Here is a 25896-nt window from a genome sequence, read left to right as displayed (position 1 = left end):
CAGCGCGTGTCCTCATGCCTGTCCCCTTCGGGACTGTTCGTGAGGAGCGGCGGCAAACCGCCGCTCCGGTTGTCTGCACCGCCCCGGAATGTCCGGTGCGATGGGTTTATCATTCACAACGCGGTGTGATGTTGTTTTCAGCCGCATATGCGCCCGAGTCTTCTTCGATCAGCGCACTGATCACCTCGACATCGGTCGGTTTGAAATCCTGAACCGGGTTCCAGGTTCCTGCTGCCGCATCCCACTGAACGACGCCCACAAGGCCGGGGCCGCCATGGTTTTCACAGCTTACCGAGAATTCGGGTCCAAAACCTGCCATGCCCAGACCTTCCATCTTGGCATTGGTGATCTCCAGCGCTTCCATTCCGTCACGCATCATCGATGCGTCGATGTCGGCGGTTCCGTGCATCTCCTGCGCGGTCTTCACGGCTTCGGCGGCCAGCATCGCGGCATACAGACCGCGGTTGTACTGAACCGTTCCCAGCTGATCACCTGCGCCCGCGGCTTTGCCCGCATCCACAACGTACTTCTTCAGATCGTCATATACCGGATAGTCCATACCCAGGCCTGTGAAGGTCAACGCCTTATAGCCATTGGCTTTTTCACCTGCCGGCTCAACGTCGAATTCCGCGCCCGACCACCAGACACCGATGAAGTTTTCCATCGGGAAGCGGATGTTGGCGGCTTCCTGAACCGCAACCTGGTTCATGACACCCCAGCCCCACATGATGACATAGTCAGGCTTTTCACGGCGGATCTGCAACCACTGCGACTTTTGCTCCTGACCGGGATGGTCAACGGGCAGCAGGGTCAGTTCATAGCCATGCTTTTCGGCCAGGGTTTCAAGCGTACGGATCGGCTCTTTGCCGTAGGCAGAGTTGTGATAGACCAGCGCAATCTTCTTGCCGCTCAGATCTCCGCCATTTTCATCCAGCAGATGGTTGATCGCGCCGGATGCACCGTTCCAATAGTTGGCCGGATAGTTGAACACATGGCTGAACACCTTGCCGTTGGCAGCCGAGGTCCGGCCATAACCCATCGTGTGAAGCGGGATACCGTCTGCCGTTACTTTCGGGATCAGCTGATAGGTGATGCCGGTTGACAGAGGCTGATAGACCAGCGCGCCTTCACCCTTGGTGGATTCATAGCATTCCACACCTTTTTCGGTGTTATAGCCGGTTTCGCACTCGATAACCTTGGCCGGAACGCCACCGATACCGCCATCCCGTTCGTTCAGCAGGGTGAAATAGTCTGCATAGCCATCCGCAAACGGAATACCGCCCGCTGCGTATGGGCCAGTCCGGTAGCTGAGCGATGGGAACACCAGGTCGGCCATGACCGGACCTGCGGCCATCACGGCGCCCAGCGCCAGGGTTGCCAGTTTCTTGTTCATCGGGTGTGTCCTCCCTTGATTGATCCGATGTTGAGTTTCGGGCTTCGCACCCGTCTTTTCCTTGGGCCTGCCCCTTAGTGCGGGAACGGCCAGAGTCTGAGTTTCTCTTTCGCCACACGCCACAGCTGCGCCAGACCGTGTGGTTCGAGGATCAGGAACATGATGATCAGCGCACCCACGATCACCAGGTTGAGGTGCGCGACGATGTCAGTGGGCCAGCCCAGCAAATCGACGCCGACAAGTTTCAGAACAACCGGCAGCAACACCAGGAAGGCGGCTCCGGCAAAGGATCCGAAAATAGACCCTAATCCGCCGATAATGACCATGAACAGCACCAGGAACGATTTCTGGATGCCGAACACCTCGCCAACCTCGACCGCGCCCAGATAGACCGCGAAGAACAGCGCGCCCGCGATGCCCACGAAGAACGAGCTTACGGCAAAGGCGGTCAGTTTCGCCTTGAGCGGGTTCACCCCGATGATCTCGGCGGCGATGTCCATGTCGCGGATCGCCATCCATGTCCGCCCTGTCGTACCGCGCGTCAAGTTGCGTGCAACGATGGCGCAGAAGGTCAGGAAAATAAGACAGAACAGATAGGTGGCCCAGGCCGATGCATTCGGACCAGTGATGATGATGCCGAACACATCCCGTTCCGGCGCGTTGATCTGCCCCGAGGCCGAATAGTTGTAGAACCACGGCACCCGGTTGAACAGCCAGACCAGAAAGAACTGCGCCGCCAGCGTCGCCACCGCAAGGTAGAACCCCTTGATCCGCAAGGATGGCAAGCCGAACAGCACACCGACGATGGCCGTTATCCCGCCGGCCAGCAACACGTGAATAAACATGCTGACATCCGGGAAAGCGGTCATCAGCTTGTAGCAGGCATAGGCCCCAACGGCCATGAACCCCCCGGTACCCAGGCTGACCTGCCCGCAATACCCCACCAGAATGTTCAAACCGATTGCCGCAATGGCATAGATCAGGAAAGGCAGCAGAAGTGCATTGGCCCAATAGTCGTTGATGATGAACGGAATGATCCCGAACGCTACGGCAAGGACGACATAGTACCGATACCGATCGAACTTGATCGGGAAAGTCTGGCTGTCATCCACGTAGGAGGTTTTGAAATCTCCGGCCTCACGATAGAACATGTCTTACTTTCCCCATTGTTCCTGTGCCCGGTTCCGGGCTTCGGCATCCAGTTGATTGGACCCTTTGGCATATCCGCTCGCCTCCGAGGCGCGCACCAGTTTCAGGTAGGCCAGAACCCCCATGATCAGCCCTGCAAAGGCTAGGATCGCTGCAATCGTCAGTTGGCCTTCGGTCAGATCGTCTGATGTGAGGGCGATGTAGCCAAAGGCCCAGAACCCCGCCCATGCGATCACGTTGATGATGGCGATCAGCTTGGTCATGCCCTACACCCTCTCGATGATCTTTTCTCCGAACAGGCCTTGCGGCCTGAACACAAGGAAGATCAGCGCCAGCACATAGGCAAACCAGTTCTCGGTTGCGCCACCGACCATCGGTCCGATTGCGAATTCGAACAGCTTTTCCCCCACGCCGATGATCAGGCCGCCCACGATTGCACCGGGGATCGAGGTGAACCCGCCCAGCATCAGCACCGGCAGCGCCTTGAGCGCGATCAGAGACAGTGAAAACTGCACGCCCGATTTGGTGCCCCACATGATGCCTGCGACCAGAGCGACGAACCCGGCCACCGACCAGACCATGACCCAGATGAAGTTGAGCGATATGCCCACCGACAGCGCCGCCTGATGGTCATCCGCCACCGCGCGCATGGCCCGGCCCTGCTTGGTGTACTGGCTGAACGCCACCAGAGCGGCCACCAACAGCGCCGCAATGACCGTCGCCACGATGTCCAGATTGTCGATGAAGAAGCCATAGCCGAAGATGTTGAACGTCGTCTCATCGATCCACAGGTTGATACCCTGCGGCAGGCCCACATCCAGCGTCTTGATCTCGGACCCCCACATCAGGTCGGCGACGCCTTCAAGGAAGTACGCCAGACCGATGGTCGCCATGAACAGGATGATTGGCTCCTGCCCAACCAGATGTCGCATGACGAACCGCTGCACACACCAGGCCAGCAATACCATCACACCCATCGTCAGAATGATCGCCAGCAACGCGGGCACATTCCACCCGAAATAGTGGATATGGGTGCCGAAAGTCGCGTTGATCAGATGCGCAAACGGCACCTGCCCGTTCATGATCCCGACCAGCGTCATCGCCGCGAACAGGGCCATAACCCCTTGGGCATAATTGAAAATCCCAGACGCCTTGTAGATCAGTACAAAGCCCAGCGCGACCAGCGCATAGAGCACCCCGGCCATCAGACCGTTGAGGATGACCTCCATCGCAAATACGAGTTGTTCAGGCATGTCGGCGCTCCTCAATTACCGCAGTTGGAGAATCCACCGAAAGAGGATTCCACACGAAAGAGTGTGACTTTCGATTTTCGAAGATAAACTGTTTTGATTTCTAAACTTGTTGGACCTTTGATGTCGTCTTCAATGCAACCCGCATAGGTGAAATTGGTAGTCGTAGCGGGTCTGACACGCGATAGCCCAAGATGTTCTGCAACTTGAGACAAAGATGCAGCGTGCATACCAAACTCTCGTTCGGTCACATCTTCTGCTTCGAAACTACATTGATCACTGCGGCGCCTAATTTCTTTTGTGCGAAGACGCAAAAAGACGTCGATATCGCCCTCAGCCACATGCACGCCGTCGTCCAAAATCCCTAAAAACTCAGCCCCTCGGAAGCCTCTGTATCCGCCCACCTCTAGGACAGTCTTCATGCATCGTTCTGTAACAGAGTTAATCTGTTCCGTCAGTTGCGCTGATTGCACCGGTATCGCAAGGGACATCAGCACCAAAAGGGCAACAAAAAAACCAGCCGATTGTGGGCGAGAAATCCAAGATTGACGGAACCTACTGTACGTCAAACCAGTGTTGTGTCTTAGGTTAATCATGGCTGACCCCCAGATAGGCGTCGATAACCTCTTGGTTGTTGCGCACCTCATCGGGTGTGCCGTCGCCGATCTTCTTGCCGTAATCCATCACGACCACCCGGTCGCTCAGATCCATCACAACGCCCATGTCGTGTTCGATCAGAGCGATGGTGGTGCCGAATTCGTCATTCACGTCGAGGATAAAGCGGCTCATGTCCTCTTTTTCTTCGACGTTCATGCCCGCCATCGGCTCGTCCAGCAGCAACAGCTTGGGCTCCGCCGCCAGCGCGCGGGCCAGTTCGACGCGCTTTTTCAGGCCATAGGGCAAGCGCGACACCGGCGTCTTGCGGATGTGCTGAATTTCAAGGAAGTCGATGATCTTCTCGACAGCTTCACGGTTTTCTGTCTCTTCCTTCTCGGCCTTGCCCTTCCACAGTGCCTGCTGAAGGATATTGGTCTTCATGTACCCCAGCCGCCCGGTCATAACGTTGTCCAGAACGCTCATCCCTTCGAACAAGGCGATATTCTGAAACGTCCGCGCAATCCCCTGCTGCGCCACCTCAAAGGGCCGCATCGGCGGGCGTTTTGACCCATGAAACCAGACCTCGCCCTCTTGCGGAACATAGAAGCCCGAGATCACGTTCAGCATCGAGGATTTACCTGCGCCGTTCGGCCCGATGATGGCACGGATCTCACCCTCACGAATGTCGAACGAGATATCCTTGATCGCAACCACACCACCAAAGCGCAGGGTGATGTTCTTCATTTCCATCACCACACCGCCGATCTTGCGACCGTCTTCGGTGACATATCCTTCGGAATTATCCAGCATCATTCGCCCACTTCACAATACGGTTCAGGAAAAGGCAGCTAAGCACACCCGCTCCGACATACGCGTAGATTGCGCCGCCATCGAAAGCCTTCGCGGGATAGGCAAGGGCGCTCAGAATACCCACGATTAGGCCGATGAACCCGCTGAAAACGTAGGAATAAGCGTTCGAAACTCGCTCGGAAAAATAGACGACCGCTCCGGCACCAACACCCATCGACAAAGCGACAATCAAGATTGGCAAAATGAAACTCATTCTGCGGCAACCTTGTGTTGGGCGACGGGAACAACCGGCGCATCGACGATTTCCAGCGTCGCCGAGATCGACCCCTTGCGCCCATCCTCATAGGTCACCTCGGTCGTGGTCGAAACCGTCTTGGACCCGTCATAAAGCGCGGCAATGATGTCGCTGAACTTGTCCTCGACAAACCCGCGCCGCACCTTTCGGGTCCGGGTCATCTCGCCATCGTCGGCATCCAGTTCCTTGTGCAGAACCACAAAGCGGTGCACCTGACAGCCCGACAGCATCTCGTCAGCGGCAACCGACTTGTTCACCTCTTCCACATGGGCCTTGATCGTCTCTAACACGCGCGGATGTCCCGCCAGTTCCTGATACGAGGCATAGGCCACGTTGTTGCGCTCGGCCCAGTTGCCGACCGCGGTCAGATCGATATTGATGAAGGCCACGCAGCGATCCTTGCCATTGCCGAACAGCACCGCCTCCAGAATATCCGGATAGAACTTCAGCTTGTTCTCGACATATTTCGGCGCGAACATCGACCCGTCTGCCATCTTGCCCACGTCCTTGGCGCGGTCGATGATCCGCAGATGACCCGAGCGTTCCTCGATGAACCCCGCGTCGCCCGTGGCCACCCAGCCTTCAGGGTCCTTGGTTGATGCGGTCGAGTCCGGGTTCTTGTAATACTCGACGAACACGCCGGGCGAGCGATAGTAGATCTCGCCATTGTCGGCGATTTTCAGCTCGACATCGGGGGCCGGGACGCCAACGGTGTCGGCCCGCACCTCGCCGTCGGGCTGGACGGTGATGAACACGGTCGCCTCGGTCTGGCCATAGAGCTGTTTGAGGTTGATCCCCAGCGAGCGGTAGAACTCGAAGATCTCGGGCCCGATCGCCTCGCCCGCGGTGTAACCCACGCGGATCCGGCCATAGCCCAGCGTATCCTTGAGCGGCCCATAGACCAGGATGTTGCCGATCGCGTATTTCAGGCGGTCCATGAAGCCGACGGGTTGGCCATCCAGGATGCGCCCGCCCACCTTCTTGGCGTGGTCCATGAAAAAGTTGAACATCCGCTGCTTGGGCGCGCTGGCATCCTGCATGCGGATCATCACATTGGTCAGCTGGGTCTCGAAGACCCGCGGCGGGGCGAAGAAATAGGTCGGCCCGATCTCGCGCAGGTCGGTCATCATCGTGTCTGCGCTCTCGGGGCAGTTCACGCAGAAGCCGCACCAGTAAGCCTGACCGATGGAAAAGATGAAATCACCAACCCAGGCCATCGGCAGATAGGACAGGATGTCTTCGTTCCGGGTCAGGTGATCGAACTCGGCCGAGTTCCTGGCGCTTTCGATCACGTTGCGGTTCGACAGCACCACGCCCTTGGGCTTGCCCGTGGTGCCCGAGGTATAGAGCATCACGCAGGTGTCGTCATAGGTGATCTCACCGATGCGCCTGTCCAGTTCGGCGTCGAAACGCGCATGACCGGCGCTGCCCTCGGCCTTGATGTCATCAAGGGCATTCATCTGGCTGTGATCGTATTTCCGCATCCCCCGCTTGTCGGTATAGAGGATGTGTTTGACCTGATGCAGGTTTTCCTGAATCTCGATGACCTTGTCGACCTGCTCCTGATCGCCACAGACGACATATTTCGCGCCGCAGTGTTCCAGCACATAGGCCATCTCTTCGGCAACCGCGTCCTGATAGAGAGGCACCGGAACGGCACCGACCATCTGCGCCGCAACCATTGACCAGTAATGTGCCGGACGGTTGCGCCCAATCACGGCGATGTGGTCACCCTTTTCAACGCCAAGCTCCAGAAATCCCAGCGCCAACGCGCGGATCTCGGCGGCCGTTTCCGCCCAGGTCCAGCATTGCCAGATCCCGAATTCCTTTTCGCGGTAAGCCGGGGCATCCCCGAACTGCGTCGCATTGCGATGTAGCAGCGCCGGAAGGGAGTGCATCCCCTCGGCGCCCGACTGCGTCTGAGCCAATTCTATCTCTCCTCCCCATCCGGCCCGAGTTTGGGCCGGAACGGCACCGCCGGGTCAGACCCGCGCGCCGCTGCCCCGATTAAGGACAAGGAGAAAGATCAGCGTCAACTTTTTCGTGATGTTTTCCGGAATCTTACGAATTGTTACAACCAATCCCGCAAAATCGGGATCAGTGGCACATCCGCCGCTGGCATCGGGTAGTTGCGCAAGTCATTCGCCCGCACCCATTTCAGCGCCTGACCCTCTTTCGACTGCGGGATGCCCTCCCATTTGCGGCAGGCAAACAGTGGCATCAGCAGGTGGAAATCGTCATAGCTGTGGCTGGCGAAGGTCAGCGGCGCAAGGCAGGATGCCCAGGTGTCGATGCCCAGTTCCTCGTGCAATTCGCGGATCAGGGCGGCCTCGGGGGTTTCGCCCGGCTCGATCTTGCCGCCGGGGAACTCCCACAGCCCGGCCATGGATTTGCCTTCGGGGCGTTGGGCCAGCAACACGCGGCCCTCGATGTCGATCAGGGCGACAGCAGATACCAGTAAGGTCTTCACGAGCGATAATCCGCGTTGATCTCGATATACCCGTGAGTCAGATCGCAGGTCCAGACGGTGGATTTCCCCTCGCCCAGCCCCAGATCGACCGCAATCACGAGGTCCTGACCTTTCATATAGGCGGCGGCGTCTTCCTCGCGATAATCCGGGCTGACCCAGCCTTTTTCCGCCACCAGGATATCTCCGAAGGAAATGCTCAGCAGGTCACGGTCGGCGGCGGCGCCGGATTTGCCGATCGCCATGACAATGCGGCCCCAGTTCGGGTCCTCGCCCGCGATCGCGGTCTTGACCAAGGGCGAGTTGGCGATGGACAGACCATGCACCTTGGCATCCGAATCCGAAGCGGCACCGGTCACGCGGATTTCCACGAATTTGGTGGCGCCTTCGCCGTCGCGCACCACTTGTTGCGCGAGGTCCAGCATCACCGTTTCAAGCGCCTCTGCGAAAGCGGCGTTGCCGGTGGCATCGACGCCCGAGGCTCCGGTCGCGCAGAGAAGAAGGCTGTCGGAGGTCGAAGTGTCGCTGTCCACAGTGATGCAGTTGAAAGTGCGGTCTGTCTGGGCGCTCAGCATTTCCTGCAACGCGGATTGCTCGACCTGAGCGTCGGTGAAGATATAGACCAGCATCGTCGCCATGTCTGGCGCGATCATGCCAGACCCCTTCGCAATCCCTGCAATAGAGACTGTTTTGCCGCCGATTTCGACCTGTGCGCTCGCCCCTTTCGGGAACGTGTCCGTCGTCATGATCGCCCGCGCGGCGTCTTCGATTGCATGGCGGCTGAGGCCGGATTTCAACGCCTCAAGCTTCGAGATGATGCGATCATGCGGCAGCGGTTCACCGATGACTCCGGTGGATGAGGTAAAGACCCGCTCGACCGGCACACCGGTCGCCTTGGAGACAGCCTGCGTCACCTCGGCAACCGATGTCCGGCCGTAATGCCCGGTAAAGGCGTTGGCGTTGCCCGAGTTCACAAGGATCGCCGCGGGTCCGTCGCTGGGGCCGCCGATTTTCTCCTGACAATCCAGAACCGGTGCCGCACGGGTGGCCGAGCGGGTGAAGACGCCCGCCACCGACGTGCCCGGATCAAGAACAGCCAGCATGACATCCGTGCGGCCCTGATAGCGCACACCCGCTTCGACGGTGGCAAAACGCACACCGTCAATCGCAGGCAGTTCAGGGAAAGACGCGGGCGCCAGCGGCGAAACCTTTGTGATCGTGGCCACGGGTCTTTACTCCTGAATCAGGTCCAGCTGGCGCATGATCTCGGGGCCTGCGCCTTCCAGCGCGGGGCGTTCGATCTGTGCCTGCTGGGTCAACTCGTCGATCCGCGCCTGAATGGCCTCTTGCTGAATGGATTGCGCCAGCTCATCGCGCACCGCGTCCAGTTCGGGGGCTTCGGTTTTGCGCTTGTCGTTCAGCTTGACCAGATGCCAGCCAAATTGAGTTTGCACCGGATCCGACACCTGCCCTTTTTCCAGCGCGATCACTGCCGCCTCGAATTCGGGTACCATCTGGCCTTTTCCGAACCATCCCAGCGCGCCACCATTCGGGCCGGACGGACCGGTCGAGTTCTCGCGGGCGAGTTCCGCAAAATCGGCACCATCATCAAGCTGTGCCTTGAGCGCTTTGGCTTCTTCTTCCGATTCCACCAGAATATGGCTGGCGTCGAATTCGTCTTCACCCGCAAATTCATTGAAACGCGCATCGTAAGCGGCCTGAATGGCTTCGTCGGTAACAACATCGCTGGTCAGGGCCGCGACCGTCTGAACCGCCTGAAGCGACCGCTTTTCATTGTCGAGTGTCAGCGCGTTCCGCTTGTTCAGGCCATCCTGTTGCTGTCCCAGCAATTGCTGCTGGATCAGCTGTTCCAGAACGAAGTCGAACAGCACGTCGTCTTCCGCCTGCTGATATTGCGGTGGCAGAGAAGCGACGGTGGCGATCACGTGACCCAATGTGATCTCATCCCCGTTTACCCGAGCGACAACGGTCGACGCATCCGGCTGGTTTTCGGCGGCCAGCGGCAGGGCCATCACGGCGGCCAGGGCCAGCGATGGCAGAAAAGTGAGACCTTTGGGCATTGAATCATCCTATTTTCTTGCCGCGACAGGGCGCGGCGTTGACACTCTGGAACCTGCCGCTTACATCGCTTTGAAGCCTTGGACAGGGCCGCCTTTCACCCCCCGTATCTATGGGTTGCGCGCAAGGTGGGCAAGCCTGTCGCAACCACGAAAAGAACAGATCCTCTGGAGTGAACATGCTGGGACTCGGAACGCTCGCCAAAAAGGTGTTCGGAACACCGAACGACCGCAAGATCAAGGCGACCCGCCCTCTGGTCGAAAAGATCAATGCGCTGGAACCAGAGTTTGAAAAGCTTTCAGATCAAGGTCTGATCGACAAGACCGAAGACCTGCGCAAGCGCGCACTGGATGGCGAAAGCCTGGACGACCTGCTGCCCGAGGCCTTTGCCAACGTACGCGAAGGCGCCAAGCGCGCACTTGGCCTGCGGGCCTTTGACGTGCAGCTGATGGGCGGCATTTTCCTGCATCAGGGCAACATCGCGGAAATGAAGACGGGCGAAGGCAAGACTCTGGTCGCCACCTTCCCGGCTTATCTGAACGCGCTGACCGGCAAAGGCGTGCACGTCGTCACGGTGAACGAATACCTGGCCAAGCGTGACGCGGAATGGATGGGCAAGGTTTTTGCGGCCGTGGGCATGACCACCGGCGTGATCTGGTCCGGCCAGCCCGATGCGGAAAAACTGGCCGCGTATTCCTGTGACATCACGTATGCCACCAACAATGAGCTGGGCTTCGACTATCTGCGCGACAACATGAAGGCGGATCTGGAGCAGGTTTACCAGAAACATCACAACTTTGCGATCGTGGACGAGGTCGACTCGATCCTGATCGATGAAGCGCGGACGCCGCTGATCATCTCGGGTCCTGCGCAGGATCGGTCTGACCTGTACACCGCGATTGATGCCCTGATCCCGACGCTGAGCGAAGATCATTACACCCTGGACGAAAAATCGCGCAATGTGACCTTCACCGATGAAGGCAACGAATTTCTTGAGGCACAGTTGCTTCAGGCCGGCCTGATTCCCGAAGGCCATTCCCTGTATGATCCGGAAAGCACCACCGTCGTGCATCACGTCAATCAGGCGCTGCGTGCACACAAGCTGTTCCAGCGCGACAAGGATTACATCGTGCGCGACGGCAATGTCGTTCTGATCGATGAATTCACCGGCCGCATGATGCCGGGCCGTCGCCTGTCCGAAGGTCTGCATCAGGCGATCGAAGCCAAGGAAAAGGTTCAGATCCAGCCGGAAAACGTCACATTGGCCAGCGTGACATTCCAGAACTATTTCCGCCTGTATGACAAACTGAGCGGCATGACCGGCACCGCGCTGACCGAAGCCGAAGAATTTGCCGAGATCTACGGTCTGGGCGTGGTCGAAGTTCCGACCAATCTGCCGATTGCCCGTATCGACGAAGATGATCAGGTCTATCGTACGGCCGCCGAAAAATACAACGCGATGATCGCCGAGACGAAAAAGGCGCAGGAAAAGGGCCAGCCGGTTCTGCTGGGGACCACGTCGATCGAAAAATCCGAACTGCTCAGCCAGATGCTGACCAAGGAAGGTATCAAGCACAACGTTCTGAACGCCCGCCAGCACGAACAAGAGGCACAGATCGTTGCTGATGCCGGTCGTCTGGGTGCAGTAACCATCGCCACCAACATGGCCGGTCGCGGCACCGACATTCAGCTTGGCGGCAATGTAGATATGAAGGTGATGAAAGCGATTGCCGAGAATCCAGACGCGGATCCGTCTGAACTGCGGGCCGCCGAAGAAGCACGCCACGCCGAAGAAAAAGAAAAGGTTCTGGCTGCTGGCGGCCTTTACGTTATGGCGTCGGAACGCCACGAAAGCCGTCGAATCGACAACCAGCTGCGGGGTCGTTCCGGCCGTCAGGGCGATCCGGGCCGAACGGTGTTTTACCTGAGCCTCGAGGATGACCTGATGCGCATCTTCGGCTCGGAACGGCTGGACAAGGTATTGACCACGCTGGGCATGAAGGAAGGCGAAGCGATCATTCACCCCTGGGTGAACAAATCGCTGGAACGCGCGCAATCCAAGGTCGAAGGCCGCAACTTTGACATGCGCAAGAACGTTCTGAAGTTCGACGACGTGATGAACGACCAGCGGAAGGTGATCTTCAGCCAGCGCCGCGAAATCATGTCTGCGAACGACCTGTCCGAGATCGTCTCGGATATGCGCGAACAGGTGATTGACGACCTGATTGACGAATACATGCCGCCGAAATCCTATGCGGATCAGTGGGATACCGAGGGCCTGCATGAGGCGATAAAGGACAAGCTGAACATGGACGTCCCGGTTCAGGACTGGGCCGCCGAAGAAGGCGTGGATGACGAGCAGGTGCGCGAACGTCTGATCAAAGCTGCGGATGAGATGATGGCGCAGAAGGCCGTCGCCTTTGGCCCTGAAAACATGCGCAACATCGAAAAGCAGGTTCTGCTTCAGACCATCGACAGCAAATGGCGCGAGCATCTGCTGACACTGGAACATCTGCGCTCGGTCGTTGGGTTCCGCGGTTATGCCCAGCGCGATCCGCTGAACGAATACAAGAACGAAAGCTTCCAGCTGTTCGAAAGCATGCTGGATTCCCTGCGCGAGACCGTGACACAGCAATTGTCACGCGTACGTCCGCTGACCGAAGAAGAACAGAAAGAAATGCTGGCGCAGATGGCAGGGCAGCAGGCTCAGGCGCAGGAGGCCGTGGACAAGGCCGCGAAACAGGCCGAAGCCAAGGCCGAGGCTGCGGCCTCGGGTGATGCGCTTCCGGGGTTCGACGAAAGCGATCCATTGACCTGGGGCAACCCGTCGCGAAATGATCCGTGCCCGTGTGGCTCGGGCAAGAAGTTCAAACACTGCCATGGCCGACTGACCTAACGTCACCCGCCGAATCCACAATGTGTTCGTCTCGCGGCCACAAATTGGCCGCGATTCGTGGCGAATGTGCGATTTGCTCCTTCAACTGGGGAGGGTGTCTTGTTTGTAGTTCGAAACTACGTGACCATGTGCGGCACGGTCGCTTGTGCTTTGGGCATAGGCTACCTGATGCAGAACGGACCAACCGCGCAGCCGGCGAACGCGGGGGATAGTGTTGATGTTGCCTCGGCATCTCAGCAATCTTCGGTTTTGTCGGGGTTGGATGCTATCGTACTGACTTCGGCTCCGGCGTCTGACGCAGATTCCGGGGCGGCAGCGCCCGAACCCCGCGCGGTGCCGTCAGCCCCGAAAACGACGGATTGCAACATCAGCGCGCGCGCCGTCGCCGTCCCCGGCGCAATGGCACAACTGTCGCTGCGGGCACCCTGCCACCGAAACGAACGCGTTGAAATTCATCACAGCGGCCTGACGGTCAGCCAGAACACTGACGGTTACGGTGCCTTGGGCATGACCATCCCGGCACTGTCGGAATACGCGATTTTCCTGATTTCATTCGAAGATGAAACCGGTACGGTCGCCACCACTCACGTGACCGACATTGCCGAATATGACCGCGTCGTCCTGCAATGGCAGGGTGATACCGAGTTGCAGATTCACGCGCTGGAATTCGGGGCAAGCTATGGCAGCAGCGGCCATGTGTGGGATGAGTCCTCGGCAAATGGCGCAGGAGAGGTTCTGCGCCTGGGCCAGACGGGTCTGGGCAGTGCCAAGAATATCGAAGTCTATTCTTTTCCGACAGGCGCGTCGGGCCGGTCCGGCACCATCGACCTGACGGTCGAAGCCGAAGTAACCGAATCCAACTGCGGGCAAACGCTGAATGTGCAGGCGCTGGAACTTCTGTCAGATAGCCGCCTGCGGTCGCGCGACATGTCCCTGACCCTTCCGGATTGTTCGCAGGCCGGTGAGTTTCTGGTGTTGAATAATCTGCTCTCAGACCTGACAATTGCGGCAAAGTAATCCGCAGGCAGGCTCGACTCTCTTATGACTTTCTTTCGTGCGGCTGTGACCGCGCTGTTTACCGTTGCAGGTGCGACCTGTGCAATGGCGCAGGACATCACGCTGACGTCTCATGACGGCAAGGTCGAAGTAACAGGCAACCTGCTGGGCTTTGACGGCGAATTCTACCGCGTCGATACGCAGTTCGGTGAGTTGACCGTTGATGGCTCGGGCGTCACCTGCGACGGACCTGCGTGCCCCAGCCTGACGGATTTCGTAGCCGAGTTGTGGTTTTCCGGATCGTCTGTCATGGCCGAAACGGTCCTGCCCGCCCTGATCATCGGGTTTGCGCGGCAGGAAGATCTGACCGCAACGCCTGCCCGCGTGGATTCGGACACCTTCGTCTATGAACTTTTTCAGTCAGGCCGTGACGCCCCGTTGGCGCGGTTCTACTTTGACGTCGGGACCACGGATCGTGGGTTCGCCAAGCTGATCGAAGACCAGACAGATATCGTGATGGCCCTGCGCGAAGTACGCGAGGCAGAGCGGGATGCAGCCGAAGCCGCGGGGCTGGGTGATTTGAAACGGGCCCGGCGATCCAGGGTTGTTGCATTGGACGCCATGGTTCCGGTGGTGGCGCCCGATAGTGTGATGCGTCAGATTTCGCTGGCCGATTTGGCGCGCATTCTGTCAGGTGAAGTGAAGAACTGGGTGGACCTGGGCGGGCCGGATGCTCCGATCGCCTTGCATGTGCCGGATCCGGGTTCGGGGCTGGCGCAGGCTGTCGAGGATCAGGTATTGAAGACCGCTGGTGTGGAACTGACCGATACCGCAATTCGTCATATTCGAACAAACGACCTGACCAAGGCCGTGGCCAAAGACCCGTTTTCCATCGGAATCGCCAGCAAGGCGACAGCCGGCGATACCCGCGCCCTGCCGTTGACCGGAGGGTGTGGGCATCCGCTGGCCGCAACCCGTCAATCGATCAAGACCGAAGATTATCCGCTGAATCTGCCGATGTTCCTGTATCTGCCCGAACGCCGCCTGCCACGGATCGCACGGCAGTTTCTGGCCTTTAGTCTAAGCCCCGGGGCCCAGATGGCCATTCGTGACGCAGGTTATGTGGATCAGTCGCCTGAAACCTTGCCGGTTGGCGTACAAGGCGACCGGCTTGCCAATGCCATCGCCACCGGTGGGCCCGAAGTTGGGCTGGACGAGCTTCAGCGCATGATCGAAACGCTGCGCCCGCTGTCGCGCCTGTCCCTGTCGGTTCGGTTCGAGCCCGGATCATCCCGACCTGATGCGCAGTCACGCTCCAATATTCAGCAACTGGCACATATGCTTGACGCCGGAACACTGAAGGCAGGCAAGCTGGTGTTTGCCGGCTTCAGCGACGGGGATGGCGGGGCCGCCACCAACGCCCGCATTGCCTTGCGGCGTGCACAGACCGTACGAAACGCGGTACTGGCTGCGGCCGAGACATCGATATCAGACAGTATCGAGGTGGTCGCGGAAGGGTTTGGCGAAGCAATGCCGATGGCCTGTGACGACACCGAATGGGGCCGCAAGGTCAACCGCCGGGTTGAAATCTGGGTGCAGTGAAGGTCACAGATACCCTTCGGAGCGAAAGCTCAACTCGGTCGATTTTCCAATGATCAGGTGGTCGTGAAGGGTCAGGCCCAACGCCGAACAGGCATCCTGAATACGGTTTGTCATGTCGATATCCGATTGCGAGGGCGTCGGATCACCCGACGGGTGGTTGTGCACCAGAATCAGGGCCGAGGCATTCAGTTCCAGCGCTCGTTTGGCAACCTCGCGCGGGTAAACCGGCACGTGATCCACGGTGCCCTTGGCCTGTTCCTCATCCGCGATCATTACGTTCTTGCGGTCCAGATAGAACACGCGAAACTGTTCGATCTCACGATGTGCCATCGTGGTGTGACAATAATCCAGCAGCGCATCCCAGCCCGAGATCACATGCCGCTGCATCACCCGGGCGCGGGCCATCCGATGGGCGCAGGCCTCAAGAATTTTCAGGTCGGTAACGACGGTATCGCCAACGCCCTTGATCTGGCGCAGTCGTTCCTCGGGCGCGGTCAGGACACGATTGAAATCACCAAAAGTGTCCATCAACGCCCGCGCCAGTGGCTTCACATCCTGCCGGGGAATGGACCGGAACAGAACCAGCTCCAGCAGTTCGTAATCCGGCATCGCCGCCGACCCGCCGGTCATGAACCGTTCGCGCAGCCGCTTGCGGTGGTCTTTTATGTAGGAGGGTAGCCGACCAGAGGGCAGCGGCTGCGCCGGCGCTTCGTCCGTATCAAACAGCATCGGGGCTTCGGCAAAGGCGTCCTGTGTCATGGGCTCACCCTGACCCAGAATCGGTTTCTGATTGGTTAACGCATCTCGCCCGCCATGCGTGCCGTGGCCCGGCGGACAACCATGTGCAGAAGGATCGAGAACACACCCAGCGTCAGCATCGCGGCAAACATGAGATCGGTCTTGGCACGCCCATTGGCCAGCAGCATCAGGTATCCCAACCCCTGCGACGAGCCGACCCATTCACCGATCACTGCCCCAATCGGGGCATACACCGCCGCCAACCGCATCCCCGACGCCAGCGACGGCAGAGCAGCCGGAATGCGGATATGCCACAATACGGCGCGCTTGCTGGCCTGCATCGTTCGGGCCAGATCCAGATATCCCGAAGGGGTGCGCATCAGCCCGTCGAAAAACGACGAGGTGATCGGGAAATAGATGATCAGCACCGCCATGGCGACCTTGGACCAGAGCCCATAGCCCAGCCACAGCGTCAGCAACGGTGCCAATGCGAAAACCGGCAGAGCCTGCGTGAACACGAGCATCGGCTGCACCAGCACCCGCGCCGCCCGCGAATTTGCCAGTTGCAACGCGGTGACGACACCCAGCAGCGTCCCGCACGCCATACCGATCACCACTTCGATCGCGGTGATCCAGGTGTGCTCGGCGATCACCCAGCGGTTCTGCCACCAGGTTTCGGCCACGACGGCGGGTCCGGGCAGGATGAACTTAGGCAATCCGGTCAGGGTCACGATGCCCTGCCAAATCAGCAAGGCAAACAAAGTTGCGGCCAATGCAGAAAAATACCTCATGCCGCGCCCTCGCGGAGAAGACGCAGCAAGGCACCCTGGGTTTCCAGTGTCTCCAGATCATCCACGCGGCGCGGGGCCGGGGCCAGGGGCGGATCGCAGGGCGTCAATCCGTGCTGCGTCATCACCACGATGGATTGCCCCAAACGCGCAGCTTCGGCCGGATCATGGGTCACAAGAAGGACGGTGCGCCCGTTCAAAGCTTCGGCGGCCAGATCCTGCATGTCAGCGCGGGTGCGGGCATCGAGCGCCGAAAAGGGTTCGTCCAGCAAAACAACGGGACGATCTTCCATCAAGGTCCGGGCCAAAGCGACGCGCTGGCGTTGCCCACCGGACAACGCGTTGGGCTTCTTGTTCATGTGATCCTGCAACCGCATACGTTTTATAAGGCGGTCGCGTCGATCAAGATCAACGGTTTCACCACGCAAACGCGCGCCCAGCGAGACATTCTGCGCGACGGTCGCCCAAGGCAACAGAAGATCATCCTGCGCCATGTATGAGACACGCTCGGATACCGGCAAGCCATCACTGGCCGTGATATGGCCAGCGAAGGCGGCCCCGGTCTCGAGCCCTGCAATCAACCTCAGAACCGTGGTTTTTCCCACGCCCGAACCGCCCAGCAGGCACGTCCACGCCCCGGCCCCAAGGGTCAGGGTCAGCGGCGCAAACAGGGTCGCGCCGTCGATCGTGGCAGTGCCGTTGATGGTCAGTTCGGGCGCAGGGGTCATGGCGTCAAACCCATCTGCCAGAAGTCAACCTCAAGCTCTGTCGCCTTGCGGAAGGTCTGGCACAGTCGATCCCAGCGTGGCGAACCCTGAAAATCAGCCCCAATACGTCTTGTTAGAGCCTGATCCAGCAACTCGCCGACCGCGACACATGCGCCTTGGTAATCTTCACCGGCATACGTGTCGATCCAGCCGCGATATGTCCCGGACGTTGCCTCGGCGGACAGCCGCGTACCGATCTCGCCATATCCCATGACGCAAGGAACAAGCGCCGCCAGCAGATCCAGAAGGTCTCCGCTGTAGCCTGCTTCCAGGACAAACCGGGTATAGGCCAGATTCTCGTGACGCTCTGGCGTGGCAAACAGCTCTGCCTGCGAGATACCTTCTGCCGCGCAGATACCGATATGCAGTTTCATCTCTTCGCTGATCAAACCGTTCACGGTTCGCGATGCGGCAAGCATTTCTTCATGCGTTTCCGATTTCACCACCGCCAGGGCCCACGCGCGGCTGAAGTGGATAAGGAACACGTAATCCTGCCGCAGATAATGCAGAAACGCCTCGCGTGGCAGCGTTCCGTCTTTCATGCCCTCTACGAAGGCGTGGCGGGTATAATCCCGCCACGGCCCCGCCGCAGCATCACGCATCAGCGCGAAGGCTTTGCCATAGTTGCTCATTGCGCGGTCACGTCGATGGCGATGTCACTGACCGGAAGGACGCTGTCGATCATCCCGCTTTCGTTCAGGAAGGTTTCGAACCGGGCATAACGACCGGCATCAAAACCTGCCGGACGCAATGCAAAGCGCGGCAGTGTATCGACCCAGGCGCGGGCATTCAGCTCGTCCTGAAGTTCGGGCGAGGTGGCCGCGAAGATCTCCCAGCTTTTTTCCGGATTGTTGACGATATATTGGGTCGCTTTTTCAGTCGCGGCGAGGAACCGGGCAATCTTGTCCTTGTCCATCGTATCCGGATTGGCGACATAGATCAGTTCGTCATAAGACGGAACGCCTTCTTCCTCGATATAGAAGCAGGTGCCGGGACGACCTTCGATATCCATCTGGTTCAGCTCGAAGTTGCGATATGCGCCAATGACCGCATCCACCTGACCGGTCATCAGCGACGGCGAGAGGGAAAAGTTGACGTTGATCAGCTCAACATCGCCCAGCGCAACATCATATTTGCCCAGAACGGTGCCAAGGATGGCTTCTTCGACCCCTGCAACCGAGAAGCCGATTTTTTTACCCTTGAGGTCGGCCGGCGACTTGATTGGCCCGTCTTCCAGCACCAGAAGGCAGTTCAGTGGCGTAGCAACCAACGTGCCGACACGCTTCAGAGGCAGGCCCTCGTGAATCTGCAAGTGCAATTGCGGCTGGTAAGACACCGCCAGATCGGCTTGACCGGCAGCCACCAAACGGGGCGGGGCGGACGGGTCGGCGGGCGGAACGATCTCGACCTCAAGCCCTTGTTCGGCAAAATAGCCGTTTTCCTGCGCCACGATGATGGGACCATGATCAGGGTTGATGAACCAGTCCAGCAGGACGGTCATTTTGTCTTCGGCCCATGCCGGCGCGGCGGCCAGAAGGGCGATGGCTGTCATCAGCTTTTTCATGTCTCGCGTTTCCCTTTTCTTCACGAGGTTGAGGCCGCGACGAGAACAATCTCGCCCGGCCAATCTGGTTGAATCTGTTCGGCGGCACGCCATGCCCGTAAACCCGTGGCACAGCACAGAGCCAGCCGTTTTCCCTTGTTAGGGTCTATTTCGTGCAAATTATCCGGTGATACGCGCGTCGCGTTCGAATGGATGGGAACAGGGGCTTCCTGCGAACTCCGCAGTTCGATGATCTGATCCGTGTCCTTCAGCTGGCTTGTGGACAGAAAGCGAAAACAGTTGCCGGGTTCGGGTGCGTCATCAAAGCGAAACCCGGTGCTGCGCAAGGTTCTTGCGTCATATTGAACCAACTGCCCAAGGGGCGAAGGATCAAGCCCAAGGATCAAGCTGAGCGCCATCTGCGCCTGCATCGCCCCGATCACGCCAACCACGGGGCCCAGAACCCCGGCAGTGGCACAGCTGGCGCCACTGTCCGGCGCATCGGGAAAGACAGCGCGCAGCGATGGGCCCCCGCCGCAGAACCCGCCCACATAACCCGAAAGCCCCAGCACCGAGGCGCTGATCAAAGGCTTGCCCTGCGCCAGACACGTGTCCGACAGGATGTAGCTGGCCGCGTAGCTGTCAGCGCAATCCAGAATGATATCGGCTTGCGACACCGAACCAGGCGCATTTTCACTGGTCAGAGCCTGATTCAGACCGATGACATAAGTTTCGCCATTCAGCGCGCGGCAGCGGGCGGCGACGGTTTCCGCCTTGGGTTGCCCGCAATCGGCCTCGGAGAAAAACGTTTGACGGTGCAGGTTCGACAGATCGACGGAATCACCGTCCATAATAGTCATTTGCCCCACCCCGGCCCCGGCCAAAAGCGGCAGGGCCGGAGCAGCCAGACCGCCTGCACCGACGACCAGAACACGAGCCTCTGACAGACGTGCCTGCCCTTGTGCCCCAACTTCGGGCAGACGCGTCTGGCGGGCATACCGGCTCATCGTGTGACCTCGATCCACGCGCGCACCCGTGCTTCGGGGTCGGAGTTCAGTGTGATATCCGTGACCGCCGAGACAATGTCCGCCCCGGCCTCCAGCACACCGGCCGCGCGCTCAACACTCATGCCGCCGATACCAACCAAGGGAATATCACCAACCCGCGCCTTCCATTCCGTTACGCGGGGCAGGCCCTGCTGATGCCATTTCATCTTTTTCAGAATGGTGGGGTAGACCGGTCCCAATGCCACGTAATCGGGATCCATGGCCAGTACACGCTCAAGCTCATCATCGTCATGGGTGGAAACACCCAGTTTCAGACCCGCTTTTCGAATGGCTTTCAGGTCGGCGTCGTCCAGATCTTCCTGCCCCAGATGAATCCAGTCGCAGCCCAGATCGATCGCGTGCTGCCAATAGTCATTGATCACCAGAACCGCCCCATGGTCGCGACACAATTCGCGTGAGACGGCAATCTGGTCGTGCACCACATCGCCTGGTTGATCCTTGATGCGCAGCTGCACCAGTTTGACACCCAGCGGCAGCATCCGACGCAGCCAGTCCGAGTGATCAAAGATCGGATAGAAACGGTCCAGCGTCATGACAGGAAAGCCTTTCCAACAACAGGGGTAGAGGGCTCAGCCATATCGCGCGGCTCGATCGGGTCGGCCTGATGGGCCAATTGCCCGGCAAGGGTTGCCTGCGCCATCGCCCTAGCCATCAGAACCGGATCTCCGGCACGGGCCACAGCGGTGTTGAGCAGAACCGCGTCAAAACCCAACTCCATCGCGCGGGCCGCGTGGCTGGGCAAACCGATACCTGCATCCACCACCAGGGGAATGTCAGGAAATTCCGCCCGCATCGCACGCAGGGCGTATTCGTTGTTCAGCCCCTGCCCTGAGCCGATCGGTGCGCCCCAGGGCATCAGCACCTCGCACCCCGCTTCCAGCAGGCGTTCCCCCACGATCAGGTCATCGGTGGTGTAGGGAAACACCTCAAACCCGTCCTCGGTCAGAATGCGGGCGGCTTCGACCAGTTGGAAAACGTCTGGTTGCAGGCTGTCCGTATGTCCGATGAGTTCCAGCTTGATCCAACGGGTCTCAAACACTTCGCGGGCCATATGGGCGGTCGTCACGGCCTCTTTCACCGTATGGCAACCGGCGGTATTGGGCAGAATGCGTACACCCAGGTCGCGGATCATGTTCCAAAAGGTCTGACCCGCACCCGCTTCGCGCCGCAGAGATACAGTGGCAACGCCTGCACCGCTTTCGCGAAACGCCTGTTCCAGAATGGCCGGGCTTGGATATTGCGCCGTACCCAGCATCAACGGGTTGGGCAGTTCAGTGCCGTAAAACGTCTTCATCTTCAGCCCCCCTGCATCGGTGCGACGACCTCGACCCGGTCACCTTCGGCCAGCTTGTGAGCGACGCGCAGGCTTGAGGGCACGAAATCTTCGTTCACGGCGGTGGCCACACGGCCCGAGAAACCGCATTCGTCCAACAATTCCAACAAGGTTTCGGCGCGTACCTCGCTCGCCTCGCCGTTAAGCACGATCTTCATCGACCATCTCCGAATGTGTGTTGTGCAGCGCCAGATCCGCAACACCCCGCGCCAGCGCCGGTGCCAGCAGATACCCGTGGCGATAGAGCCCGTTGGCATAGATCGTCCGGCCCAAACGCCGGATACGCGGCAAGTTGTCAGGGAAGGCGGGACGCAGATCGACGCCTATCTCCAAAACCTCGGCTTCGCCAAAAGCCGGGTTCACGGCATAGGCTGCGCTGAGCAGTTCCAGCATCGAACGGGCGGTGATGCGGCTGCTATCCTCAGATTCGATCATGGTCGCACCCAACATATAGACGCCGTCGCCGCGCGGAACGATATAAAGCGGCATCCGCGGGTGCAGCAAACGAACCGGGCGCGTCAGTTCCACGTCAGGGCATCGTATGACCAGCATCTCGCCCTTCACGCCGCGCAGGTCATGCAGGTATTCGCGCGCGTGAAGACCACGGCAGTCAATGGCATTCTCCAACTGAGCGGGGGCCAGTTTCCGGTGGAACTCCACGCCCTGAGTTTGCAGTTGACGATACAGATCGCGCAGCGCCTGACGCGGATCGACATGGGCTTCGCGTTCGAAAAACAGGCCCTGGCCAAACCCTGCCAGATCAGGCTCTAATTCCGTTATTTCTGCCCGTTCGACCTTGGTGAACTCTTTTGTTCGACGCGCGAAGCGGCGCAGGTCCGGTACATCGCGGGCGCTTGCGACAACAAGCGTTCCCCGCTGGATCACCTTGGTGCGTTGAGCCCACCATTCGATCGCCGTCTGACCCAGGCGCAGCACCGGTTCTTCTGCGTTTTCATATTCGCACCACGGCGCCAGCATTCCCCCGGCCCACCACGAACACCCATGCGGGCCCGGTGGCCCGCCGGGGTCGTATATCTGCACCTTCGCACCGCGCGACACCAGTTCGCTGGCAACGGCAAGACCGGCAACCCCTGCCCCTATGACAGACCAAAGCGTCACGTGGGCCAAACCCGGTGGAAATGATGCACCGGGCCGTGCCCAGCGCCGACATTCAGCTCATCCGCGCGCGCGATGGCCCCTTGCAGATAGTCATGCGCCTGTGCAACCGCGTCCCTCAGGGTCAGCCCATTGGCCAAACCGGCAGTGATGGATGACGACAGGGTGCATCCTGTCCCATGGGTGTTTTTCGTATCCTGACGCGGGGCCTGAAACTCGGCCATGACACCCGACGAATCGATCAGCAAATCGTGGCAGATATCACCTGACCCGTGTCCGCCTTTCATCACGACTGCACCCGCACCCAAGGCACACAATGCCCGGCCCTGTTCAGCCATCTGCTCGCGCGTTTCTGCCGCTGGCATGTTCAGCAGGCACGCCGCCTCAGGCAGATTCGGCGTAAGAACCGTCGCCGTTGGCAACAACACATCGCGCAGCGTCCGGACCGCCTCTTGCGCCAACAGAGCGTCGCCGGATTTGGCGATCATGACCGGATCAAGAACTACGGGACCCTCGAACGCCGCCAGCCCCCTGGCAACCGTATGAATGATCTCAGGTGTGCCAAGCATGCCGATTTTGACGGCCTTAACGTCCAGATCGCTCAGAACCGCGTCAATTTGGGCGGAAATCACATCCAGGGGAATCCCATGCACCGCGGTAACAGCTTGCGTGTTCTGCGCGGTAACGGCGGTGACGACGCTTGCGCCAAAAACACCCAACGCCGACATTGCCTTCAGGTCAGCCTGAATGCCTGCGCCGCCGCCGCTGTCGGATCCTGCTATGGTCAGGGCAATTGCCGCCATGTCGTTGCTCCATCTTCTATGGGCAACGGAGTAGAGAAAACGTCTGTGTTCAAGAGACCGTTCCCTACGCCGGCATTGCCCGGATCAGGTTCGATGGGTTAACGCGGCTGCGTCTCTCAGCCCTGTCAAAGGGCACCCCAACGGTTGAGGCGGACAATCTCAGGGTCGAGGGCCGGAATCAAGTCTCAATTTTCCAGATGTATTGCCACTTTCAGCTTTCTGCTAAGGCCAAAACTGCATGTGACTGCATGTGTAAGACAGTGACATGCGAGGCTCTGCCTCGCGCTCCGGGATATTTTTGGCCAGATGAATACAGGATCCCTTGCTTCATCTGGCTGAAAATATCCCGGGGGAGTCGCCCGAAGGGCGGCGGGGGCAGCGCCCCCGTTCCCGGTCGTTCAGCCTTTCATACCGTCCCAGAAAGATTTGACGGACGAGAAAAAGCTTTTCGATTCCGGATGGTTATCTTCACCCAAATCGTCGAATTCCCGAAGCAGTTCTTTCTGGCGGCTGGTCAGGTTGACCGGGGTTTCCACGGCCAGTTCAATGAACATGTCACCCACGCCACCGCCGCGCAACGCAGGCATGCCTTTTCCGCGCAGGCGCATTTGCCGACCCGACTGGCTTCCGGCCGGAATCTGAACGCGGCCGCGACCGCCATCGATGGTCGGAACCTCGATCGATCCGCCCAGCGCCGCCTTGGCCATGCTGACCGGCACGCGGCAATAGAGGTTCACGCTGTCGCGTTCGAACAGTTTGTGCTCGGCCACTTCGACAAAAATGTACAGATCGCCCGGAGGGCCGCCACGCATTCCGGCCTCACCTTCGCCCGCCAGACGAATTCGCGTTCCGGTTTCGACACCAGCAGGAATGTTCACCGACAAAGCGCGGTCTTTTTCGACCCTGCCTGCCCCCTGACAGGATTTACAGGGGTTCTTGATGATCTGACCCAGTCCCGAACAGGTGGGGCAAGTCCGTTCCACCGTAAAGAAGCCCTGTTGTGCCCGCACTTTTCCCATGCCTGAACAGGTGGGGCAGGACGTGGGCTCAACGCCACCTTCAGCCCCGGTACCTTCGCAGGACGAACACGCCACGGCCGTTGGCACGTTGATGGTTTTTTGCAGGCCCGAGTAGGCCTCTTCCAGCGTCACACGCAGGTTGTAGCGCAGGTCCGAGCCGCGCGCGGCGCGACGCCCGCCGCCACCCCTTTGACCACCCATGAAATCACCGAACAGGTCGTCAAATACATCCGAAAATGCGCTGGAGAAGTCGCCTTGACCGCCAAAACCGCCACCGGGGCGGCCACCGCCGCCCATGCCGTTTTCAAATGCGGCATGGCCAAAGCGATCATAAGCTGCCTTCTTTTCGGCATCGCGCAGAACGTCGTAAGCCTCGTTGGCTTCCTTGAACTGCGCCTCGGCATCCGGGTTGTCCTTGTTGCGGTCAGGGTGCAGCTCTTTGGCTTTCCTGCGAAAACCCTTCTTGATCTCATCCGCCGAAGCGCCCTTGGACACGCCGAGCACTTCGTAATAGTCGCGCTTTGACATTTGTTATTCCTTCGTGCCGCCGGACGCGGCGCTTTCATTGAGCCTGTACACGCCGTTGGTGTTGTTTGCAAAACTGGCCACGTAACCTGCCTTATTCAAGACCTCGTCCAGCCCGTCGTCCGAATGCTTGATTTCCGTCAGCAGCACTTCGGGCCAAATCTCCCGCGGTGCGTCTTCGAAAAAAGCGCGCAATACGCGGGTTTCCTGGCCTTCGATATCCATTTTCATGGCATCAACCCTGGTCAGCCCGGCATCACGTGTCGCGTCCAGCAACGGAATCGCCTGAACGCACAGATCGCCCGACTCGGCAACTTTGGCATGATCCTGGTCGCCAAGGTTCGCGGATTCGAACCACATCTCACCGGGTTCGTCAGACAAGGCCTTGTCGCAATGGATGTCCTCACTGGCTTGATTGGCAGCCAGAGTGGTACCGAGGCGAGCCTTGTCGACCGGAGCCGGTTCAACCACAAGCGCTTTCAGGTTGCGTGCCAACTTCTGCGCAACTGATCTGACCCACAGGGTGTACAGCCCGACATTCGCACCGGCATCGACAAAGGCATAATCGCAAGGCTCTCGCCGAGAGGCCATGACTATCCTGCGAATTCCGGACGACATCCATTGACGTGGCATGCCCTCGGACCACCGGCGCAAGATTTCCAT

27 protein-coding genes and 1 riboswitch are annotated in these 25896 nt (G+C 59.3%); of the genes, 3 read left to right on the top strand and 24 right to left on the bottom strand.

From position 1 onward, the window contains the following. Positions 1-109 precede the first annotated feature (109 nt). The 11 genes from NOR97_RS15735 to NOR97_RS15685 all read right to left on the bottom strand — a co-directional run bounded on the left by NOR97_RS15735 (position 110) and on the right by NOR97_RS15685 (position 10042). Positions 110-1393, bottom strand: a complete 1284-nt coding sequence (locus NOR97_RS15735; protein WP_257599763.1) for an ABC transporter substrate-binding protein — start codon at positions 1391-1393, stop codon at positions 110-112. Positions 1394-1467: 74 nt separating this feature from the next. Next, entirely contained in the window at positions 1468-2544 is a 1077-nt protein-coding gene (locus tag NOR97_RS15730) for a branched-chain amino acid ABC transporter permease (RefSeq protein ID WP_257599762.1), read from the bottom strand. A 3-nt stretch (positions 2545-2547) separates the two neighbouring features. After that, entirely contained in the window at positions 2548-2805 is a 258-nt protein-coding gene (locus NOR97_RS15725; RefSeq protein ID WP_170345775.1) for a hypothetical protein, read from the bottom strand. 3 nt (positions 2806-2808) lie between these two features. After that, on the bottom strand, positions 2809-3795 hold the full coding sequence (locus NOR97_RS15720; protein ID WP_257599761.1) for a branched-chain amino acid ABC transporter permease: 987 nt from the start codon (positions 3793-3795) through the stop codon (positions 2809-2811). 11 nt (positions 3796-3806) lie between these two features. Further along, complete coding sequence (locus tag NOR97_RS15715) at positions 3807-4388, bottom strand: hypothetical protein (protein WP_257599760.1); 582 nt, start codon at positions 4386-4388, stop codon at positions 3807-3809. After that, positions 4381-5199 (bottom strand): ABC transporter ATP-binding protein, encoded by an 819-nt coding sequence (locus tag NOR97_RS15710; RefSeq protein ID WP_171635456.1) that lies wholly within the window; start codon positions 5197-5199, stop codon positions 4381-4383. The genes NOR97_RS15715 and NOR97_RS15710 overlap by 8 nt, the downstream gene beginning before the upstream one ends. Further along, positions 5189-5452 carry a hypothetical protein gene (locus tag NOR97_RS15705; protein ID WP_257599759.1) on the bottom strand — a complete coding sequence of 88 codons (264 nt, stop codon included), beginning with the start codon at positions 5450-5452 and terminating at the stop codon, positions 5189-5191. The genes NOR97_RS15710 and NOR97_RS15705 overlap by 11 nt, the downstream gene beginning before the upstream one ends. After that, positions 5449-7392, bottom strand: coding sequence for an AMP-binding protein (locus NOR97_RS15700; RefSeq protein WP_257600888.1), 1944 nt, complete (start codon positions 7390-7392; stop codon positions 5449-5451). The genes NOR97_RS15705 and NOR97_RS15700 overlap by 4 nt, the downstream gene beginning before the upstream one ends. A gap of 173 nt (positions 7393-7565) precedes the next feature. Next, positions 7566-7964, bottom strand: a complete 399-nt coding sequence (mutT, locus tag NOR97_RS15695) for an 8-oxo-dGTP diphosphatase MutT (RefSeq protein ID WP_058275090.1) — start codon at positions 7962-7964, stop codon at positions 7566-7568. Next, entirely contained in the window at positions 7961-9187 is a 1227-nt protein-coding gene (gene argJ, locus NOR97_RS15690; RefSeq protein ID WP_257599758.1) for a bifunctional glutamate N-acetyltransferase/amino-acid acetyltransferase ArgJ, read from the bottom strand. The genes mutT and argJ overlap by 4 nt, the downstream gene beginning before the upstream one ends. Before the next feature lie 6 nt (positions 9188-9193). Further along, entirely contained in the window at positions 9194-10042 is an 849-nt protein-coding gene (locus NOR97_RS15685; RefSeq protein ID WP_170345779.1) for a peptidylprolyl isomerase, read from the bottom strand. Positions 10043-10218: 176 nt separating this feature from the next. Here NOR97_RS15685 and secA point away from each other — a divergent pair, with 176 nt between their 5' ends. The 3 genes from secA to NOR97_RS15670 all read left to right on the top strand — a co-directional run bounded on the left by secA (position 10219) and on the right by NOR97_RS15670 (position 15534). Then, the gene (secA, locus tag NOR97_RS15680) at positions 10219-12936 is read left to right on the top strand and encodes a preprotein translocase subunit SecA (RefSeq protein ID WP_257599757.1); all 2718 of its coding nucleotides are present in this window, start codon (positions 10219-10221) and stop codon (positions 12934-12936) included. Between the two features lie 99 nt (positions 12937-13035). Continuing rightward, on the top strand, positions 13036-13953 hold the full coding sequence (locus NOR97_RS15675; RefSeq protein ID WP_170345781.1) for a hypothetical protein: 918 nt from the start codon (positions 13036-13038) through the stop codon (positions 13951-13953). 24 nt (positions 13954-13977) lie between these two features. After that, positions 13978-15534: a phosphate ABC transporter substrate-binding/OmpA family protein gene (locus tag NOR97_RS15670; RefSeq protein WP_257599751.1), complete on the top strand. Its 1557-nt coding sequence runs from the start codon at positions 13978-13980 to the stop codon at positions 15532-15534. Positions 15535-15537: 3 nt separating this feature from the next. Here the strand turns inward: NOR97_RS15670 and radC are convergent, their stop codons facing one another. The 13 genes from radC to NOR97_RS15605 form a co-directional block, all read right to left on the bottom strand. Beyond that, on the bottom strand, positions 15538-16293 hold the full coding sequence (radC, locus tag NOR97_RS15665) for a DNA repair protein RadC (protein ID WP_152459563.1): 756 nt from the start codon (positions 16291-16293) through the stop codon (positions 15538-15540). Positions 16294-16328: 35 nt separating this feature from the next. Further along, positions 16329-17063 (bottom strand): ABC transporter permease, encoded by a 735-nt coding sequence (locus NOR97_RS15660; RefSeq protein WP_170345783.1) that lies wholly within the window; start codon positions 17061-17063, stop codon positions 16329-16331. Next, positions 17060-17788, bottom strand: a complete 729-nt coding sequence (locus NOR97_RS15655; RefSeq protein ID WP_257599744.1) for an ABC transporter ATP-binding protein — start codon at positions 17786-17788, stop codon at positions 17060-17062. The genes NOR97_RS15660 and NOR97_RS15655 overlap by 4 nt, the downstream gene beginning before the upstream one ends. Next, on the bottom strand, positions 17785-18459 hold the full coding sequence (tenA, locus tag NOR97_RS15650; RefSeq protein ID WP_257599742.1) for a thiaminase II: 675 nt from the start codon (positions 18457-18459) through the stop codon (positions 17785-17787). The genes NOR97_RS15655 and tenA overlap by 4 nt, the downstream gene beginning before the upstream one ends. Continuing rightward, positions 18456-19391: an ABC transporter substrate-binding protein gene (locus tag NOR97_RS15645; RefSeq protein WP_170345786.1), complete on the bottom strand. Its 936-nt coding sequence runs from the start codon at positions 19389-19391 to the stop codon at positions 18456-18458. The genes tenA and NOR97_RS15645 overlap by 4 nt, the downstream gene beginning before the upstream one ends. A gap of 20 nt (positions 19392-19411) precedes the next feature. Beyond that, on the bottom strand, positions 19412-20377 hold the full coding sequence (locus tag NOR97_RS15640) for a ThiF family adenylyltransferase (protein WP_257599740.1): 966 nt from the start codon (positions 20375-20377) through the stop codon (positions 19412-19414). After that, entirely contained in the window at positions 20374-20970 is a 597-nt protein-coding gene (locus tag NOR97_RS15635) for a thiamine phosphate synthase (protein WP_257599738.1), read from the bottom strand. The genes NOR97_RS15640 and NOR97_RS15635 overlap by 4 nt, the downstream gene beginning before the upstream one ends. After that, positions 20967-21731, bottom strand: coding sequence for a thiazole synthase (locus NOR97_RS15630; RefSeq protein ID WP_171116767.1), 765 nt, complete (start codon positions 21729-21731; stop codon positions 20967-20969). Before NOR97_RS15630 ends, NOR97_RS15635 begins: the two co-directional genes overlap by 4 nt. A 2-nt stretch (positions 21732-21733) precedes the next feature. Further along, positions 21734-21928: a sulfur carrier protein ThiS gene (thiS, locus tag NOR97_RS15625; protein WP_257599736.1), complete on the bottom strand. Its 195-nt coding sequence runs from the start codon at positions 21926-21928 to the stop codon at positions 21734-21736. Beyond that, positions 21912-22889 carry a glycine oxidase ThiO gene (gene thiO, locus NOR97_RS15620; protein ID WP_170345791.1) on the bottom strand — a complete coding sequence of 326 codons (978 nt, stop codon included), beginning with the start codon at positions 22887-22889 and terminating at the stop codon, positions 21912-21914. The genes thiS and thiO overlap by 17 nt, the downstream gene beginning before the upstream one ends. Further along, a complete protein-coding gene (gene thiD / locus NOR97_RS15615) occupies positions 22886-23689 on the bottom strand; it encodes a bifunctional hydroxymethylpyrimidine kinase/phosphomethylpyrimidine kinase (protein ID WP_257599735.1) in 804 nt (267 codons plus the stop codon). The genes thiO and thiD overlap by 4 nt, the downstream gene beginning before the upstream one ends. 44 nt (positions 23690-23733) lie before the next feature. Then, positions 23734-23839, bottom strand: a riboswitch (TPP riboswitch). Between the two features lie 248 nt (positions 23840-24087). Beyond that, the gene (gene dnaJ, locus NOR97_RS15610; protein WP_152459574.1) at positions 24088-25236 is read right to left on the bottom strand and encodes a molecular chaperone DnaJ; all 1149 of its coding nucleotides are present in this window, start codon (positions 25234-25236) and stop codon (positions 24088-24090) included. Positions 25237-25239: 3 nt separating this feature from the next. Continuing rightward, the gene (locus NOR97_RS15605) at positions 25240-25866 is read right to left on the bottom strand and encodes an FkbM family methyltransferase (RefSeq protein WP_257599732.1); all 627 of its coding nucleotides are present in this window, start codon (positions 25864-25866) and stop codon (positions 25240-25242) included. Positions 25867-25896: the final 30 nt, after the last annotated feature.

The sequence above is a fragment of the Ruegeria sp. YS9 genome (assembly GCF_024628725.1).
Lineage (GTDB): Bacteria > Pseudomonadota > Alphaproteobacteria > Rhodobacterales > Rhodobacteraceae > Ruegeria > Ruegeria atlantica_C.
The sequence above is the reverse complement of the archived record's forward strand: the minus strand, read 5'-3'. Positions and strand labels throughout refer to the sequence as shown.